At 59.3% G+C, this 16055-nt stretch carries 19 protein-coding genes; 14 read left to right on the top strand and 5 right to left on the bottom strand.

Features of this window, described 5'->3' with window-relative positions:
- Nucleotides 1-4 precede the first annotated feature (4 nt).
- From sctD to guaD, 11 genes are all read left to right on the top strand, one after another.
- Nucleotides 5-1195 (top strand): type III secretion system inner membrane ring subunit SctD, encoded by a 1191-nt coding sequence (sctD, locus tag BRD58_RS04765; RefSeq protein ID WP_073381818.1) that lies wholly within the window; start codon nt 5-7, stop codon nt 1193-1195.
- A gap of 10 nt (nt 1196-1205) precedes the next feature.
- Nucleotides 1206-1430: an EscE/YscE/SsaE family type III secretion system needle protein co-chaperone gene (locus tag BRD58_RS04760; RefSeq protein ID WP_012847727.1), complete on the top strand. Its 225-nt coding sequence runs from the start codon at nt 1206-1208 to the stop codon at nt 1428-1430.
- An 84-nt stretch (nt 1431-1514) separates the two neighbouring features.
- Nucleotides 1515-2207 carry a helix-turn-helix domain-containing protein gene (locus BRD58_RS04755; RefSeq protein WP_012847726.1) on the top strand — a complete coding sequence of 231 codons (693 nt, stop codon included), beginning with the start codon at nt 1515-1517 and terminating at the stop codon, nt 2205-2207.
- An 18-nt stretch (nt 2208-2225) separates the two neighbouring features.
- Nucleotides 2226-2447 carry a type III secretion system needle filament subunit SctF gene (sctF, locus tag BRD58_RS04750; protein ID WP_012847725.1) on the top strand — a complete coding sequence of 74 codons (222 nt, stop codon included), beginning with the start codon at nt 2226-2228 and terminating at the stop codon, nt 2445-2447.
- Between the two features lie 4 nt (nt 2448-2451).
- Nucleotides 2452-2718, top strand: a complete 267-nt coding sequence (locus BRD58_RS04745; RefSeq protein WP_015461061.1) for an EscG/YscG/SsaH family type III secretion system needle protein co-chaperone — start codon at nt 2452-2454, stop codon at nt 2716-2718.
- Nucleotides 2715-2966 carry a type III secretion system inner rod subunit SctI gene (sctI, locus tag BRD58_RS04740; RefSeq protein ID WP_012847723.1) on the top strand — a complete coding sequence of 84 codons (252 nt, stop codon included), beginning with the start codon at nt 2715-2717 and terminating at the stop codon, nt 2964-2966. Before BRD58_RS04745 ends, sctI begins: the two co-directional genes overlap by 4 nt.
- Nucleotides 2963-3694 carry a type III secretion system inner membrane ring lipoprotein SctJ gene (sctJ, locus tag BRD58_RS04735; protein WP_012847722.1) on the top strand — a complete coding sequence of 244 codons (732 nt, stop codon included), beginning with the start codon at nt 2963-2965 and terminating at the stop codon, nt 3692-3694. Before sctI ends, sctJ begins: the two co-directional genes overlap by 4 nt.
- Nucleotides 3691-4245 carry a type III secretion system domain-containing protein gene (locus BRD58_RS04730; RefSeq protein ID WP_073381814.1) on the top strand — a complete coding sequence of 185 codons (555 nt, stop codon included), beginning with the start codon at nt 3691-3693 and terminating at the stop codon, nt 4243-4245. Before sctJ ends, BRD58_RS04730 begins: the two co-directional genes overlap by 4 nt.
- Nucleotides 4242-4907 carry a protein EsaK gene (locus BRD58_RS04725; protein WP_015461060.1) on the top strand — a complete coding sequence of 222 codons (666 nt, stop codon included), beginning with the start codon at nt 4242-4244 and terminating at the stop codon, nt 4905-4907. The genes BRD58_RS04730 and BRD58_RS04725 overlap by 4 nt, the downstream gene beginning before the upstream one ends.
- Nucleotides 4900-5928, top strand: coding sequence for a TyeA family type III secretion system gatekeeper subunit (locus BRD58_RS04720; RefSeq protein WP_012847719.1), 1029 nt, complete (start codon nt 4900-4902; stop codon nt 5926-5928). Before BRD58_RS04725 ends, BRD58_RS04720 begins: the two co-directional genes overlap by 8 nt.
- 177 nt (nt 5929-6105) lie before the next feature.
- A complete protein-coding gene (gene guaD, locus BRD58_RS04715; protein ID WP_041692715.1) occupies nt 6106-7455 on the top strand; it encodes a guanine deaminase in 1350 nt (449 codons plus the stop codon).
- A 137-nt stretch (nt 7456-7592) separates the two neighbouring features.
- Here the strand turns inward: guaD and BRD58_RS04710 are convergent, their stop codons facing one another.
- From BRD58_RS04710 to BRD58_RS04700, 3 genes are read right to left on the bottom strand one after another with little or no spacing between them, the layout of a single operon-like run.
- A complete protein-coding gene (locus tag BRD58_RS04710) occupies nt 7593-7901 on the bottom strand; it encodes a pentapeptide MXKDX repeat protein (RefSeq protein ID WP_012847717.1) in 309 nt (102 codons plus the stop codon).
- Between the two features lie 43 nt (nt 7902-7944).
- Nucleotides 7945-8733 (bottom strand): molybdopterin-dependent oxidoreductase, encoded by a 789-nt coding sequence (locus tag BRD58_RS04705; RefSeq protein ID WP_073381809.1) that lies wholly within the window; start codon nt 8731-8733, stop codon nt 7945-7947.
- Nucleotides 8734-8742: 9 nt separating this feature from the next.
- Nucleotides 8743-9342: a cytochrome b/b6 domain-containing protein gene (locus tag BRD58_RS04700; RefSeq protein WP_073381805.1), complete on the bottom strand. Its 600-nt coding sequence runs from the start codon at nt 9340-9342 to the stop codon at nt 8743-8745.
- A 438-nt stretch (nt 9343-9780) separates the two neighbouring features.
- On the opposite strand from BRD58_RS04700, the gene BRD58_RS18070 reads away from it, so the two are divergent.
- Nucleotides 9781-9957: a hypothetical protein gene (locus tag BRD58_RS18070; protein WP_012847714.1), complete on the top strand. Its 177-nt coding sequence runs from the start codon at nt 9781-9783 to the stop codon at nt 9955-9957.
- A gap of 123 nt (nt 9958-10080) precedes the next feature.
- Here BRD58_RS18070 and dsdA read toward each other — a convergent pair whose 3' ends face one another.
- Nucleotides 10081-11409: a D-serine ammonia-lyase gene (dsdA, locus tag BRD58_RS04695; protein WP_015461055.1), complete on the bottom strand. Its 1329-nt coding sequence runs from the start codon at nt 11407-11409 to the stop codon at nt 10081-10083.
- Between the two features lie 17 nt (nt 11410-11426).
- Complete coding sequence (dsdX, locus tag BRD58_RS04690) at nt 11427-12764, bottom strand: D-serine transporter DsdX (RefSeq protein ID WP_012847712.1); 1338 nt, start codon at nt 12762-12764, stop codon at nt 11427-11429.
- Between the two features lie 226 nt (nt 12765-12990).
- Here dsdX and dsdC point away from each other — a divergent pair, with 226 nt between their 5' ends.
- Together dsdC and tnaA are read left to right on the top strand one after the other, a co-directional pair.
- Nucleotides 12991-13932, top strand: coding sequence for a DNA-binding transcriptional regulator DsdC (gene dsdC, locus BRD58_RS04685; protein WP_012847710.1), 942 nt, complete (start codon nt 12991-12993; stop codon nt 13930-13932).
- 672 nt (nt 13933-14604) lie between these two features.
- Nucleotides 14605-16020: a tryptophanase gene (gene tnaA, locus BRD58_RS04680; protein ID WP_012847708.1), complete on the top strand. Its 1416-nt coding sequence runs from the start codon at nt 14605-14607 to the stop codon at nt 16018-16020.
- Nucleotides 16021-16055 lie beyond the last annotated feature (35 nt).

Raw genomic sequence — 16055 nt, 5'->3', positions numbered from 1 at the left:
AACTATGGAGACCTGCTTCAAGCTTACGTTGCTCAATGGCCCCCTGCGGGGACAGGCGCTGCGGCTGCCCGCAGGCGAGTTTACCCTTGGCGAACGCGAAGAGAGCGATCTGCACCTGGCGCTGGAAAGCGGCGGCAGCGCCTCACTATCGGTCAGCGCCCAGGGCGTCAGCCTCGCTACCCCTACCGCCTGCTGGGTTGGCGGCCGCCCCTGGCACGGCGATCGCCTGCCGTTAAATCAGGGGATCGATCTCGCCGGGATCCACTTTGCGCTGACCGACGGCGCTAGCGATACGCCGCTGCCGCAGATAGCCAAACGCCGCGCCGGGCGCCGCGCCACGCTGCTGTATCTCCTTCTCGGCGCGCTGCTGCCGACGCTTGGGATCATCGGTCTCCTTTGGCCCAGCGCGGCGCCGACGCCCCCCTCCCCGCGCGCATGGCTGCCGCAGGCGCTGCAAAATGAGCCGGGGCTACAGGCCATCTGGCAAAGCAGCGGAGATCTGCTGCTGCGCGGCCACTGTCAGGAGAGCGGGCGGCTGGCGGCGCTGCGTCAGCGACTGCAGGCCAGCGGCATCCATCTGCAGCAGGAAGCCGTCTGCAACGATACGCTGCGCCAAGCGCTGCGGGCGCTGCTGAACAGCTATGGCTACCAAAATATGATCATCACGCTGCAGGATAACGGCGACGCCGCCATCGACGGCGATTTTCAGGGCAATAGCACGCCCCTGGCCCAGGCGCTGGATCGGCTACCGGGGCTGGGACGCTGGCAGTTTACGGACAGCGGCGCCCAGACCCTGTCCAGGCTGATCAATGCCCTGCGCGCGGAGGGGCTGCTGGAGGGCATCAGCGCGCGGCGCACCGAGCACGCCTGGCTGCTGTCGGGACACATTGCGCCGCCGCAGCAGGCGCGCCTGAACCATTTACTCCAGCGCCTCGGCCAGCAGGGCGAAGGCGATACGCTGCCCCTGCGCTTTATCGGTATGGCGGGAGCGTTCGACGCCGAGGATCTCCTGCCCGCGCCGATCGCGGGCGTCGGCGGCGCCGACAACGCCCTGTACCTGCAGCTGAGCAACGGCATGCGGCTGCTCCCCGGCGCACCGCTCAGCCAAGGCATGCGCATCGTCCAGATTACGGCCAGCGGCGTCTCGCTGGCGGGTCGACTGCGCCTTATTTTTATCCCCCTACACTCCCGTTGAGAGGCTCCCTATGCCCACCCTAACGCATCTTGAAGATTCGCTGCGCCACGATCCGCGCGGACACCAGCGCCAACGCCTGATCGACTGCCTGAATGAGGCCGCGCGGCGTTTGGCCCTTGAGCTGCGCCAGCCGCACAGCGCCGACGAGTACGCTCGCCTGGAGCGTCAGCGTCAGTCGTGTCTGGCCGCGGTACGCGTCATCGATACCCTGTGGACGCTGCACCAAGGCACCTGATTGCCGCGAACTCAGGTGATGACCCGATAGGGGAAATTTACCCGGTCGCTATGATGGCCTTAGTACCTCAGTCAGGAGCACCTCATGCCCAATTTGCATCTACTGCTCGTCACCGGTCCAGACAACATCGCGCTCCTGCCGGAGCCCGGCGCGCTGCTGATCGCTGACTCGCGTCCTCCCGGCATCGCGTCGACCCGGCATACTCGGCTATTTAGCTATCCGTGTAATCTGCTGCACGGCATATGCCGCGATTTGCAGCACCTGATGTACAGCGGCCCGGCCCCCGTCGCGCCCCCTCAGCCGCTCCCCATCGCCATGGCGCCGGGCCTGCTGAAAACGCTGCTGCGGCTCGCGGACGCCGACGATGAAACCATGCTCAGGCTGGTCTTGGCCTACAGCCTGACCCTGGAGTGTCAACGGACGTCCACCCTGCTGCGATCGCTGTTAACCGCCGATGCCGACCTGTTCGACACGCTCTACCGCCATCGGCTCGAACCCTGGCCGGTCGCGCGCTACGCCGATCTCTTCGGCCTGTCGCAGCGTAAGTTCAACCAGCTGTTCAACGACAAGTTCGGCATGGCGCCGAAACGCTGGCTGCTGCGCCAGCGTCTGGGCCATGCCCGCCAGCTACTCGAAACCACCTCTAAAAAGGTGATCGACGTCGCGCTGGAGTCCGGATTCTGTAACGCCGCCCACTTCTCTGACTGCTTTCGGCGTCACTTTAGTCAGTCACCGAGCGAAGTGCGTCGGGCCAGCCTTCACCACCGCGCCGGCTAAACACGGTAAGGAGCCTATATGAACATTGAGGATATCGTCTCTCAGCTGGGCAATCAGGTTTCCCGCATGTCTAACGATGCGCACTCGGTCATCACCTCTGGCAATGTCAACAACGATCCGCAGGCCATGCTGAAAGCCCAGTTTGCCATGCAGCAGTACTCCGTCATGATCGGCTACCAAAGCTCGGTCATGAAAACCGTCAAAGACATGATGATGAGCATCATCAGCAAAATAGGGTAATGCCATGGATACGCTGTCAGTTCCTCGCCTCGTCGTAGAGGCGGGCTTTGCCGCCGTTAACTGCGGGATGCGGGCCGAAATGCACGACATTCTCAATGCGCTGCCCGACTGGCTCGATGATCCCGACCAGGTTACCCGCTGCGAAGCCATTCTGCTCTTCGGACTGGGGCGCCAGCGGGCGGCCGCGGCCCGTCTGGCGATGTTACCGCCGGACGACTGCCTGCCGCTGCGCGCGCTGTTAACCCCCACCACTCAGGAGAAAACGCGATGAATGTTGATGCCCTTAACGCGATTGGACAGGCGCTCACCGGCGGAACACCCGAGGTGAACGATCCGGTCCCCCTGCCCGCTCAGCAGCGCTTTGCCGCCCTGATGAACGCGCCGCAGGCCGGCGATTCGCCGGATGCCCTGCTGGCGATCCAGGGCACCCTGAATGAGCTGGCCGTCGGGGTCGACCTGACCGCCAAGGTCGCGGGTTCCGTGGCCCAATCCATCAATAAGCTGGTGAATCTGTCATGAAAATTATTCCCTGGATACTGATCTTCGGCCTGCTGCCCCTGCTGAGCGGATGCAAAAGCGAGCTGTACAGCAAGCTGGATGAAAAAGAGGCGAATCAGATGATGGCCCTGCTGATCTACAACAACATTCCAGCCGATAAGCGGGTGGAGAAAGAGGGGGTGACCCTGCTGGTCGAGCGGGAGCGCTTTGTCGATGCCGTCGAGGTGCTCCGCCAAAACGGCCTGCCGCGCCGTAAAACCGTCACCATGCAGGAGCTGTTTCCCAGCGGACAGCTGGTTACCTCCCCCGAGCAGGAGGAAGCCAAACTCAACTACCTTAAAAGCCAGCAAATTGAAAAGATGCTTGGTAGCATGGATGGCGTCATTAATGCCGAAGTCTCGGTAGCCGAGCCGCGCGTCATCGTCGGCGAGGCGCCGCCCCAGGCCTCCGCGGCGGTCTTCATTAAATACAGCCCCGAAATCAATCTCCCCGCCCGAGAGGCGGAGATCCGAGCCCTCATCCACAACGGTATTCCTGGGCTCGCGCCGGATCGCATCAGCGTGACCCTGCAGCGGGCCGAATACCGCTATCAGCCCCCGACCATCGCCGCGGCAGAGGATCATAAAATCACGCTGTATGGCCACCCGCTGCCCCGAGAGGCGCTGGTCGCCGCGGCCTGCACCCTCCTGTTTGGCCTGCTCATTAGCCTGTTCCTGTGGCTGAGACGTCCAGGGAGGAGTACGTCATGACCCCCGCCCGGCAGCATCTGTATCAGATCTGGCACCAGCCTGGGCACATCATCGATCCGGCATGGTGGGGGGCGCTGGGGCTGCACTGCTGGCAGTCGATCTACCGTGACAGCCCGCTGGCGCGGCCAGCGCTCGATACGCTGCTACGCCAGCGGCTGGGGCAAAACGGCCTGCCGCCCGCGCTGACCCCGCTATCCAGCGATCTGCTGTCCAGCGCCGAGCGCCGCGCGACGCTGCTGCTGGCCATGGGGCTCTGGGCCCTGGAGGCCGGGGGACTGCTGCTGCTCAAGCCGTACCGAGAAACGCTCTCCGACGCGTTGGATCCGCTCAGCATAGGGCAGCTACAGGTGCTGCTGCCCTATGGCGCCGCGCCAGAGAGCCTACCGCCCGCGTCACTGTGTCAGCGGGCGAGGGAGCTCGGTATCGCCTGGCTGAGTCAGGCGCCGGATCCTGCGCTGCGCGCCTGCCGACTCTACGCCCCCCCGTCGCAGGGCGCGGCCCCCGAGGGATCGCCCATCCCCATACTGCAAAAGCTGGCGAGGTGGCTATGAACAATCCGCTGCACCTTCCGTTTACCACCCTACCCGGCGCCCTGCCGAGCCACGGATACCTCACGGCCCAGCGCCTGCGTGAGCGGGAGGAGGCGCAGTGCGCCATCGCCGCATCGCTGCGCCAGGCCGAAGCGCACGCCGGTGCGATACGGGCCGCGGCCGACGATCTTCTGACCCAGGCCAAGGCGCAGGCGCAGCAGATTCGGGAACAGGCGCAGCGGGAGGGGGAGCGCTCGGCCCAGCAAAAGCAGGAGGAGGCCATTGCCGCCGCCGTACAGTGGCTGTGTCACGAGCAGGAGCTGGAGCAGCATCTGGCCGACCAGCTAGCGCAGCGCTGGCGTCAGCTGACGGCGCAGGCCATCGAGGAGCTCTTGGGTAAACAGGACCAAAATGCGCTGCTCATCCGGAGAATCAATCAGCTCGTCATTCATCGCTTCGCCCAGGGACGCCTCACCCTGAGCGTACCGCCCTCGGCCATGACGCACGCCCAGGCCGCCTGGGCCGACAGCCCACGGATCGCCGTCACCGCCGATCCCACCCTGCAGGAGGGGCAGGCGCGGCTGGATGACGGGCTGCTGCGCATTCACTTGGATAGCCAGGCCCAGCAGTCGCGCCTGCTGCAGCTGCTCAGGGATAGCGCCTGCGGGAGGCAATATGCTTAACATTCACTCCGCCTCGCTGGCCCCCACCGATCGGCAGACAATCGTACCGCACGCCGCGCCAGGCCCGGAGAACGGCGCATCCGTCATCGCACAGGCGATGGTGGAGCTGAGCGAAAGTCAGAGCGATGCCTTAGAGGAGACCCAGGAGGATCTGAGCTTTGCGCTGGGGGGACGCCTGCGCGAGCTGCGCAACGGCAAAGAGCATGACTCAAGCAGCCGTGATCGGGTGCTCATGCACAAGCTGGTGGCGGAGGTGGCCATGATTGCGGAGGAGGATCTCAGCGATCTGAACGACGACAGCGCCTGGCAGCACGCGCCTCAGCTACTGAGCGCCCTACAGGCGCAGTATCCGGCGCCCGGCGCGGCCGCCCTGCATCTGGCCGCCTGGCTGGCCCACCGCCAGCCGGGTGCCAGACTGCGCAGCAGAATGGAGGCGGCGCTGGCCAGCCTGATGGCAGACGATCAAACGGCCATCGCGCTGTTTGCCACGCTGGAGTTCGGCGCCGTAACGCCGGGCCTGCGCCAAGAGCTGCTCCAGCTCTATCACCGTGCGCTGGCCCCGCGCCGCCAGATCTCCCAGTGGCTGAACCTGTTAGGAGAGCGCCAGCAGCGCCACAAAAAAATACGCGCCATGCTACACCTCTTAGCCTATGCGCTTTCCGCCAGCGGCCAGCCGATCGTCGGCAGCCATCTGGCCGCCGTCATTGACGATCTGCGCCAGCTGCTGCGTCTGCTCGGCCTGGAGGATTATTGCGATCGCGCCGCCGCGGCGCTGGGCATGCCGGCCATTAGCGGCGAAGGGCTCATGCTGCTCGTGGTGCAGCTGATCGAGCAGATCTGGCTTAACGCCGATACCCTGGCCGAAATGTTACCGCCGCAGGCCGAGCTGGATCGCTATCGCCTCCTGCAATCGCTGGGTAAACTGATACAGCTGCTGCCGGACGCATGCTTTAACGACGCGGACCATCGTCTGCAGCTCGATGACGCCATTCATAACCTTAGCGATAGTATCGTCTCCTGATCTATTTTTATCTCCCCGGACGACGCTCTGCCGCACGGCAATATCGCCGACATCGTTGATATCCGCATCGAAAATCATCGCGCCGCACGCTAAAAATAGATCCTGCGCCGTCCATACCGATAAAAGATAAACCAGACGCCAACACAATATAGATTCAGATAAACGCACCTGCCACCAATGCTATTATTTTACGCTTCTACCAACAATAACGAGACTATCCTTGTGAACCAAGCAACATCAGCCATTCGTTCTAGTTTTCTCCATTTCTTTAGTAATCCGGCAAAAACAGACAATCTCAGCGATTCATTCGAATTTATCGAGGATGGATTGCTTATTATTAAAGAGGGTAAAGTCGTGGAGTGCCGTCCCTATCATCATAGCGATGAGCATAATTATAAAAACATTGATGATAAAACGGGCTGTCTGATTACCCCGGGGTTTATCGATACCCATATTCACTATCCACAGAGCGAAATGATCGGCGCCTATGGCGAACAATTATTAGAGTGGCTAGAGAAATACACGTTTCCAACCGAAAAAAAGTTTGCCGATCCGGACTATGCCCAACGCATTGCGCATATTTTTGTCAACGAGCTGCTGGGAAATGGCACCACGACCGCCCTGGTCTTTGGCACCGTACACCCGCAGTCGGTAGATGCGCTGTTTGAGGAGGCGCTGAGCAAAAATATGCTGCTGATCTCCGGCAAGGTCATGATGGATAGAAACGCCCCCGACTATCTGCTCGACACCGCTGAATCAGCCTACCAGGACAGCGAACGGTTGATAAAAAAATGGCATAACACAGGCCGACTGAAGTATGCGATTACGCCGCGCTTTGCCCCGACCTCTACGCCCGAACAGCTGCACCTGGCCGGAAAGCTAAAAGAAAAATATCCCGATACCTATGTACACACCCACCTCTGTGAAAACCACAGTGAAATTGCCTGGGTTGGCGAACTGTATCCCGAGCAGGAAAATTATTTCCAGGTTTACCGCCACTATGGACTCGCCGGGAAAAAGTCGGTATTCGCTCATGCCATCCACCTCAGCGACGCCGAGTGGGACGGCATCGCAGCAACGGACTCGGCCATCGCATTCTGCCCGACCTCCAATCTATTTTTGGGCAGCGGCCTGTTCAATCTAGCCCGGGCGCAGCATCATCATATTCGGGTGGGGTTGGGAACCGATATCGGCGCAGGAACCAGCTTCTGTCAATTAGACTCGTTGAGCGAGGCCTATAAAATCACCCAGCTATCGGGGGGCACCCTGTCCGCGTTTATGGGATTTTATCTGGCGACCCTCGGTGGCGCCGTTGCCCTCAGCCTTGAGGGGCAGGTGGGGAATTTTACCCGCGGGAAAACCGCCGACTTTACGGTGATCGACTGGCACACCGATGAGATACAAAAGCTGCGCATGGAGAATACCACCACATTAGAAGACAGGCTGTTTGCGCTGATGATAATGGGGGGAAAACAGAATATTAAAGAGACCTATATTGCCGGTCAACAGCAGTACCAACGCGCGTAATATTCTCCGCCAAACTGCGCTGGGTATCCCCCAGCGCCGCGGCGCAGTGAGATAGTCCGATAAAAAACGCCCTATTGCCGGGGGAGCGGCGATAGGGCGTAGTAGACACAGGACAAAATAAAGCCGCAGACGCGGAATTACATGCCTTTATTCATCTCATCCTTGGCCATGCTATCTTTTTTCATCCCCTCTTTCTTCATGCCATCTTTCTTCATGCCATCCTTACCCATCGCGTCGTGGGACATTCCCTCTTTCGCCATCCCGTCATGGGTCATCATTTTTTTCTTCTTCATGCCATCTTTCCCCATAGAATCATGGGACATCGCGCTCTCTTTCTTCATGCCATCATGGCCCATATTATCTTTGGCCATGCTGTCTGCGGCGTAGGCTGCGGAGAATGCCATCATCAGAGAACCGGCCAGTACCGTTGCGATTACCTTTTTCATTTTTCCATCCTTATCTTATTGAGAAAGTACTGCATTAAAAAGATCAGCTGCCGCCAAACCAGTTGTAGCCCTGATCTTCCCAATAACCACCGGGGAATCGGTTAGTTATTTCTATGGAAACGATATGCTTTGGATTTTTATAGCCCAGCTTGGTCGGAATACGCAGCTTCATCGGATAGCCATACTCCGGCGGCAGCCGCTGCCCATCCCAAGAGAGCGCCATAATGGTCTGTGGGTGCAGCGCGCTCGCCATGTCAATGCTAGTGTAATAGTCGTCGGCGCAGCGAAAGCTAACGTATTTCGCCTGGGTCTGGGCGCCGATCAGCCGCAGAAAGTCAGCGAAGCGCACGCCGCCCCAGCGCCCGATGGCGCTCCACCCCTCAACGCAGATATGGCGGGTAATCTGCTCATGCTGCGTCAGCTGATACAGCTCCGCCAGGCGCCAGCTGCGGGTGTCCCGCACCAGCCCGCGAACCTCGAGCCGATAGTCATCTCCCGCGATGTCGGGAATATCCTCCTCCCCGTAAAACGCATTAAAGGGAAAGGGGCGCGTGATCTCGCGCTGCGTATACTCCGGCGCCAGGCGCTGCCCGCTGAACAGCCAACCCTGCACCCGATCGTTAAACCGAGACATACGGTTAAGTGCGCTCTCCACGTCGGGATTGTCGCTGAGATCGCACCCGGTCAGCATGGCGATACCGCCCAGCGTCAGGCCTTGCTGTAAAAAACGGCGGCGCGACGAGCCGCTCAGGCGACGGGCAACCAGACGCTGCGCCTCCTGCACCAGCGCCTGACCATCGCCGGCGGATAAGTCGATGTTGCTCTTCTTCATCGTCGCTCCTTAGCGTCCGCGTAACATCGCCAGCAACGTTTTAGGCACCAGCGCCACCATCACCACGTGCACCACGAGAAAGGCGCACACGAACGCCATGGCATAAAAGTGGATATAGCGCGCCGCTTCATAGCCGCCCAGCAGCTCTCGCAGCAGCGGAAACTGCACCGACTTCCACAGCACCAGACCGGAAAGCAGCAGCACGATGGCGGCGCAGATGGCCGACAGATAGGCGCACTTCTGCACCGTGTTATAGTGGTGCGGATCGTCATGGGCCAAGCGACCGCGCAGCGCATCTGCGATATCGTGCCCCAGCTGCCGCAGCGATATCGGCCAAAAGCGCCGACGAAAACGGCCGCCGATAATGTTGATAGCCAGATACACCGCGCCATTGACAGCAAACAGCCACATGGCGGCAAAGTGCCACTGCAGGGCGCCGCCCAGCCATCCCCCCAGGGTGTATTGCTTGGGAAAAGAGAAATCAAACAGCGGCGAGGCGTCATAAATCCGCCAGCCGCTCAGGATCATTAAAAAGATGGCGACGGCATTGATCCAGTGGCACAGCCGTAGCCATAGCGGATGGACATTCACTACCTTTGCGCCGTTCATCCAGTCACTCCTGCATGTAGGGGAATGATGGCAGTCTACCCCACGGCGAAAAGTTAAATCCTTAAACAAAACGTTATAAGTTATCGCCCTAAAAAGGGGGTCGGTTGTATTGTCGTTGAGTAATCGGTATCGCTATTCCCTAGCGTATTAGCTATAGGAATTAAAACACCGATGATTATTCTTTATGGATAGGATGATCAGTAGATAAATAAAGAGGCGAGACGAGAAGGAACCGATTAGTGCGGGGAGCACGGCGTTAATCGTCATACTCATTCCCGGTCGAGGTAACGCCCATGACGAGGCCGTCACAGAAAAAGGCGGGGCGTCAGCAGATAGCGTCAGCGCCCCACGTGAAAACAGCGCGCCTACGCAAGCGGAATAATCACCGTCTATACTGAACGGAGTCAATCCAAACGCCTAAAGGGAGCAAAGAGCAATATGCGATCTCTTCTTCTATCCACGCTATTTTTACTCCTCAACGGCTGCGCCACTGCGCCCACGGACAGTATGCAGGGGGAGAGTAACCCACAGAGCTGTGAAACCAGCGTTTCAGATAAAGATGCGTCCAGCGCCAACGATGGCTGCTCGCTCACCGTTGAGCCGCAGCTGCACTGATCGTGAGCGAATAGCGGCGCAGGCTCCATGCCCTGCGCCTGAGCATAATGCGATCCCCGCGCGGGGGAACGCGCCCGCCAACGACCGCCCGGTGATGCTACGTCCCGGGCGGCCGCTGCGCCGTTAGCGCCCCTTGGCCAGGTACTGCGCCATCTCGTTTTCAGGCACCATGCCGCCGCCGGTTGCCCATACCAGATGGGTCGCCTGCGCCAGCTGCTGCTCGCTGAAGCGGTGCATCTGCGAGTACTCTGCAGAGGCACAGACATGGCCAGGGCCCGCCATACCGGCCAGCGCCGAGGGCTCCAGGCGAATGCCCTCCTCCTGCGCCAGCCAGCCCAGCATGTTGTACAGGCTCTGATCGTCAAGCGTATAGCAGCCGTCCAGCAGGCGCTCCATGGCCCGCCCCACAAAGCCGGAGGCGCGGCCAACCGCCAGTCCATCCGCCGCCGTCAGGTTATCGATCCCCAGATCCTGTACGGCGATGGCGTCGTGCAGACCGGTATACACCCCCAGCAGCATGCAGGGAGAGTGGGTCGGCTCGGCAAAGAAGCAGTGTACGTTGTCGCCGAAGGCCAGCTTCAGGCCAAATGCAACCCCACCGGGGCCGCCGCCGACGCCGCACGGCAGGTAGACGAACAGCGGGTGATCGGCATCGATCGTACGCCCCTGCGCGGCGAACTGCGCCTTCAGCCGCTCGCCGGCCACCGCGTAGCCCAAAAACAGGGTGCGGGAGTTCTCATCGTCAATAAAGAAGCAGTTGGCATCGGACTCCGCCGCCTTACGCCCCTGCTCTACCGCCACGCCGTAGTCCTCTTCATACTCCACCACCGTCACGCCGTGGCTGCGCAGCTTGGCCTTCTTCCACTCACGGGCATCGGCCGACATATGAACGGTAACCTTAAAGCCCAGGCTGGCGCTCATAATACCGATAGACATCCCCAGATTACCGGTGGAACCAACGGCGATGCTGTACTGGCTAAAGAAGCGTTTAAACTCCGGGGTGAGCAGGACGCTGTAGTCCTGATCCGTCGTCAGGAGACCGGCCTCCAGCGCCAGTTTCTCTGCGTGCGCCAGCACCTCATAGATCCCGCCGCGGGCTTTAATGGAGCCGGAGATCGGCAGATGGCTGTCTTTTTTCAGCAGCAGCTGACCGCCGATCGGCTGGCCGTACTCCTGCGCCAAACGCCGCTGCATGGCCGGGATCGCCGCCAGCTCGGACTCAATGATACCGTTGGTCGCCGCCGTCTCCGGAAACGCTTTGGCCAGATAAGGGGCAAAGCGGGCCAGGCGATCGTGGGCATCCTGCACATCCTGCGCCGTCAGACCAACATAGGGGAGCCCTTCCGCCAGCGTCGTCGTCGCCGGGTTAAACCAGACGGTTTCCCGTAAATTCACCAGATCGGCCACCAGCGGATACTGGGCAATAAATGAGGTCATATTAATGTTCGTCATCATACGTCTCTTGATACTTAGATAATGAAAGAGAGCAAGAAAGTGCTTGCCAGGGCAATAATCGACGCAATAAAGGTTGCGGTCGTATAGTATTTGAAGGTCTCGTTCAGCGTTGCTCCGCAGTACTGCTTCACCAGCCAGAACAGCGAGTCCGTGACGATAGTGCAGCCAATTGCGCCGGAGCCGATGGCGATCGCGATGATTTCAGGGCTGACATTGGGATACAGCGGCAGCATCGGCGCGACAATCGCCGTGGCCCCCATCATCGCCACCGTCGCCGACCCCACCGCCGCATGCAGGATCAGCGCGACCAGCCAGGCCAGCAAAATCGGGTGCATATGCAGGTTAGAGAGGATCAGCGCCAGGCTATCTGCCAAGCCGCTGCTTTTTAAAATGGCGTTAAACGCACCGCCTGCGCCAATAATCAGCAGGATATTGGCAATAGAGCCGAAGCCATTTTCGGTTTGGGTCAACAGCGTCCCCATCCCCATATGCTGACGCAGCCCCAGAATGTAATAGGCGACAAAGACAGCGATAAACATGGCGGTTATCGGATTACCGATAAACTCCAGCAGCGTATACAGCGAGCCCTCCTTCGCCATATTCAGCTCGGCCAGGGTTTTTACCAGCATCAGCGCAATCGGCAGTAATACGGTAAACAGCGTGGCGCCCAGCGAAGGCAGCGTCTTTTCATCGCGTACCTGCAGATCGGCAAACTCTGCCGGGATCGCCTTAAACGGCAGGCGATGGCCGACCAGCTTCAGGAACAGCGGCCCACCGACTAACGAGGCGATTAAGCCGACCAGCAGACCATAAACGATCACCGTGCCGATATCCGCGCCCAGCTTATTCACCACAAACAGCGCCGCCGGATGCGGCGGTACCACGCAGTGCACGGCCATCAGCGCGGTACACAGCGGGATCGCCAGCTTCAGCAGTGAGGTGTTGGTCTTCTTAGCAATGGAGAACGCCAGCGGGATCAGCAGCACCACGCCCACTTCCACAAACAGCGTAATGCCGCAGATCAGCCCCACCAGTACCATAATGACATCGGTAGAGAGCCAGCGGCAGCGCTGCAGGGTGATGCCGATACGCTCTGCCGCCCCGGAGATCTCCATCATCTTGCCCAGGATGGTGCCCAGACCGATCACCGCCGCCAGGAACCCCAGCGTGCTGCCAATGCCGCTCTCAATGGCGTTAACCATATCCAGCGGCCCCATTCCCATCATGGTGCCGACAAAGAAACTGGCCAGCAGCAAGGCCAGAAACGGGTGCAGTTTACATTTTATGATAGTCAGTACGATTAACACGATGCTGATCAGCAGCGTGCCCACAACCCAAATTTGCGAGTGCATATCTCACCTTACCCTGTAATTAACCCAGTGCTATTGAACAAAGAAACCGCATGGGCTGACAAACGATATAATTGGCGACTCACATGAGAAAAACAGATGCAATGGCGTGACCGGCATCAAATAAAACGCCGAGAATAGAAAATAAGTCAGAAATTCTCATCAATATGATGAAATATGCAGCGGATTTCTTTACACTCTCTCCCCTTACTCCCACTCCGATGACGCCATGGAATCGCTACGAGAAGTCAGAAACCGCCCCCTTAACGGCTGGCAGCTTGCCAAGCTCCATACCTTTGAGGTCGCCGCCCGCCACCAGTCCTTCGCCCTGGCCGCCGCCGAGCTCTCCTTGAGCCCCAGCGCTATCAGCCATCAGATCACCCAGTTGGAGGCCGATCTGGCCATTCTGCTGTTCGTGCGCTCGCACCGAAAGGTCGAGCTGACGCCGGAGGGCAAGCGGGTATACTGGGCGCTAAAGTCATCGCTGGATGTCCTGAATCAGGAGCTTCTGGACATCAAAAACCAGCGTCTTTCCGGCACCCTGACGGTCTACTCCCGCCCCTCCATTGCGCAGTGTTGGCTGGTGCCCGCCCTGGGTGACTTTGCCCAGCGCTACCCGTCGATTTCGCTGACGATCCTGACCGGCAATGACAACGTCAACCTGCAGTGGTCGGGGGTGGATGTCGCCATCTATTTTGACGATGCCCCCTCGGCACAGCTCAGCCACCATATCCTGATGGATGAGGCCATCCTCCCCGTCTGCAGCGCCGACTACGCCCACCGTTTTAACCTGCTGAACGCGCCGCACCATCTGCAGCACTGTACGCTGCTGCACGACAGGCAGGCCTGGAGCAACGACTCCGGTACCGATGAGTGGTTCGGCTGGGCGCAGCATTTTGCCGTCCCCCTGCCGCCCGCCGCCGGCATTGGATTCGACCGTTCAGATCTGGCGGTCATCGCCGCGATGAACCATATTGGGGTGGCCATGGGGCGTAAGCGGCTGGTGCAAAAGCGGCTCGACAGCGGCGAGCTGATCGCCCCCTTCGGCCAAATGGCGCTGCAGTGCCATCAGCACTACTATGCCACCACCCTACCGGGCCGCCAGTGGCCCAAAATCGACGCCTTTATCGGCTGGCTACAGCAGCAGGCGCAGCGGGGAGCGGAGCGCTAAGACCCGCCGCCGCGCTCACCACGATGCGCGTCGACGTCCACGCCAGCAGACGAGCGCAACGCCGACGAGTGGGCTCGCGTGGTCGAGATCTCCCCCGGAGCAATACCGGCGGCGGCGCCAGCAGGATCCACGCCGTGCCCGACCGTTAAAAAACTGGCGTGACATGATACGCGCGGTGGGCGACGCGGCGTCATATCCACCGCCGCGTTCTACCGATGATTATCATCCCTGGCATTACCCCGTCATGCCAACGATAGCCACAGCAGCGGCTTTGTCTGGAAAATGATTGAGTTAAATTATGGCGCGTGAATTCCATCACAATTAAATACTATAGCAATAGACAAAAAAACCGGCTGTGTGCATTTTATAGTCACAACGTTCACTAAGGATGTTTGCATATCATGAAAAAACTATGTGACACAAATATTCCTAGCAAGTGGTTTAATCTCGACATCATCCTCGTCGAATTCTTTTCTTAACCCCCCATACTTACACCTTTGGCAAACTCGCATAGGATAACGCCCTTGCGGGATTGACCGTTCGCGAACGCACGCCACGGCATAATTATTTGATTATGCCCGCTCAGCGCCGCCATATATTTTATTTATCTACAGTGTTCTTTGCCATCGGTAAAGAATACTCCCTACCTGTATATTTAAAAGGGTGAGCACAATGGATAACTTTAAACATTTACCAGAACCGTTCCGTATTCGCGTTATTGAGCCGGTAAAAAGAACGACCCGCGAACATCGCGAGCAGGCGATCGCCGCATCGGGGATGAACCCTTTCCTGCTGGATAGCGAAGACGTATTTATCGATCTGCTGACCGACAGCGGCACCGGCGCCGTCACGCAGAATATGCAGGCCGCGATGATGCGCGGCGACGAGGCATACAGCGGCAGCCGTAGCTACTACGCACTGGTCGACGCCGTTAAGCAGATCTTTGGCTATCAATACACCATTCCCACCCATCAGGGGCGCGGTGCCGAGCAAATTTATATTCCGGTGCTGATCAAGAAGCGTGAGCAAGAGAAGGGATTGGATAGAAACAAGATGGTGGCCTTCTCCAACTATTTCTTCGATACCACCCAGGGTCATAGCCAGATCAACGGCTGCACCATCCGCAACGTCTATATCGAAGAGGCCTTCGATACCGCCGCACGCCATGACTTTAAAGGTAACTTCGACATCGATAAGCTGGAGCAAAGCATCCGCGAGGTCGGGGCCAACAACGTGCCGTATATCGTGGCGACGATCACCTGTAACTCGGCGGGCGGCCAGCCGGTCTCCATCGCTAACCTAAAGGCGATGTACGCCATCGCGCAGAAATACGATATTCCGGTGGTAATGGACTCCGCTCGCTTCGCCGAAAACGCCTACTTCATTCAGCAACGCGAGGCGGAATACCGCGACTGGAGCATTGAAGCGATCACCCGCGAAACCTACAAGTTTGCCGATATGCTCGCCATGTCGGCGAAGAAAGACGCCATGGTGCCGATGGGCGGCCTGCTGTGCTTTAAAGATGAGCGCTTCTTCGACGTCTACACCGAATGCCGCACGCTGTGTGTGGTGCAAGAGGGCTTTCCGACCTATGGCGGCCTGGAGGGCGGCGCCATGGAGCGCCTGGCCGTCGGGCTACACGATGGCATGAACCAGGACTGGCTGGCCTACCGCATCACCCAGGTGCAATACCTGGTCGATGGGCTGGAGGCGATCGGCATCACCTGCCAGCAGGCTGGGGGCCACGCCGCCTTCGTCGATGCCGGTAAGCTGTTACCGCATATCCCCGCCGAGCAGTTCCCGGCCCAGGCACTGGCCTGTGAACTGTATAAGGTTGCGGGCATCCGAGCCGTCGAAATCGGCTCCTTCTTACTCGGTCGCGACCCGAAAACCGGTAAACAGCTGCCCTGCCCCGCCGAGCTGCTGCGCCTGACCATTCCGCGCGCCACCTATACCCAGACGCACATGGACTTTATTATCGAGGCATTCCAACAGATCAAGCTGAGCGCCAAAAATATTAAAGGACTGGAATTTATTTACGAACCGAAGGTACTCCGCCACTTCACCGCCAAATTAAAAGAAGTCTAAATCAAAAATAGGCGCCTGCGCACCATGCGCAGGCT

Source organism: Edwardsiella piscicida (assembly GCF_001896205.1).
GTDB classification, from domain to species: Bacteria; Pseudomonadota; Gammaproteobacteria; order Enterobacterales; family Enterobacteriaceae; genus Edwardsiella; species Edwardsiella piscicida.
Note: the sequence above shows the minus strand (reverse complement) of the source record. Positions and strands in the feature narration are given on the sequence as shown.

Excerpts from the sequence above, each read along its gene's own strand:
- BRD58_RS18070 (WP_012847714.1), top strand. The coding sequence starts at position 9,781 with ATGCGATCTCTTCTTCTATCCACGCTATTTTTACTCCTCAACGGCTGC.
- BRD58_RS04705 (WP_073381809.1), bottom strand. The coding sequence starts at position 8,733 with ATGAAGAAGAGCAACATCGACTTATCCGCCGGCGATGGTCAGGCGCTG.
- BRD58_RS04720 (WP_012847719.1), top strand. The coding sequence starts at position 4,900 with ATGCTTAACATTCACTCCGCCTCGCTGGCCCCCACCGATCGGCAGACA.
- sctJ (WP_012847722.1), top strand. The coding sequence starts at position 2,963 with ATGAAAATTATTCCCTGGATACTGATCTTCGGCCTGCTGCCCCTGCTG.
- BRD58_RS04700 (WP_073381805.1), bottom strand. The coding sequence starts at position 9,342 with ATGAACGGCGCAAAGGTAGTGAATGTCCATCCGCTATGGCTACGGCTG.
- BRD58_RS04745 (WP_015461061.1), top strand. The coding sequence starts at position 2,452 with ATGGATACGCTGTCAGTTCCTCGCCTCGTCGTAGAGGCGGGCTTTGCC.
- guaD (WP_041692715.1), top strand. The coding sequence starts at position 6,106 with ATGCTATTATTTTACGCTTCTACCAACAATAACGAGACTATCCTTGTG.
- BRD58_RS04755 (WP_012847726.1), top strand. The coding sequence starts at position 1,515 with ATGCCCAATTTGCATCTACTGCTCGTCACCGGTCCAGACAACATCGCG.
- BRD58_RS04730 (WP_073381814.1), top strand. The coding sequence starts at position 3,691 with ATGACCCCCGCCCGGCAGCATCTGTATCAGATCTGGCACCAGCCTGGG.
- dsdC (WP_012847710.1), top strand. The coding sequence starts at position 12,991 with ATGGAATCGCTACGAGAAGTCAGAAACCGCCCCCTTAACGGCTGGCAG.
- sctF (WP_012847725.1), top strand. The coding sequence starts at position 2,226 with ATGAACATTGAGGATATCGTCTCTCAGCTGGGCAATCAGGTTTCCCGC.
- tnaA (WP_012847708.1), top strand. The coding sequence starts at position 14,605 with ATGGATAACTTTAAACATTTACCAGAACCGTTCCGTATTCGCGTTATT.
- sctI (WP_012847723.1), top strand. The coding sequence starts at position 2,715 with ATGAATGTTGATGCCCTTAACGCGATTGGACAGGCGCTCACCGGCGGA.
- BRD58_RS04760 (WP_012847727.1), top strand. The coding sequence starts at position 1,206 with ATGCCCACCCTAACGCATCTTGAAGATTCGCTGCGCCACGATCCGCGC.
- dsdA (WP_015461055.1), bottom strand. The coding sequence starts at position 11,409 with ATGACGAACATTAATATGACCTCATTTATTGCCCAGTATCCGCTGGTG.
- BRD58_RS04710 (WP_012847717.1), bottom strand. The coding sequence starts at position 7,901 with ATGAAAAAGGTAATCGCAACGGTACTGGCCGGTTCTCTGATGATGGCA.
- sctD (WP_073381818.1), top strand. The coding sequence starts at position 5 with ATGGAGACCTGCTTCAAGCTTACGTTGCTCAATGGCCCCCTGCGGGGA.
- dsdX (WP_012847712.1), bottom strand. The coding sequence starts at position 12,764 with ATGCACTCGCAAATTTGGGTTGTGGGCACGCTGCTGATCAGCATCGTG.
- BRD58_RS04725 (WP_015461060.1), top strand. The coding sequence starts at position 4,242 with ATGAACAATCCGCTGCACCTTCCGTTTACCACCCTACCCGGCGCCCTG.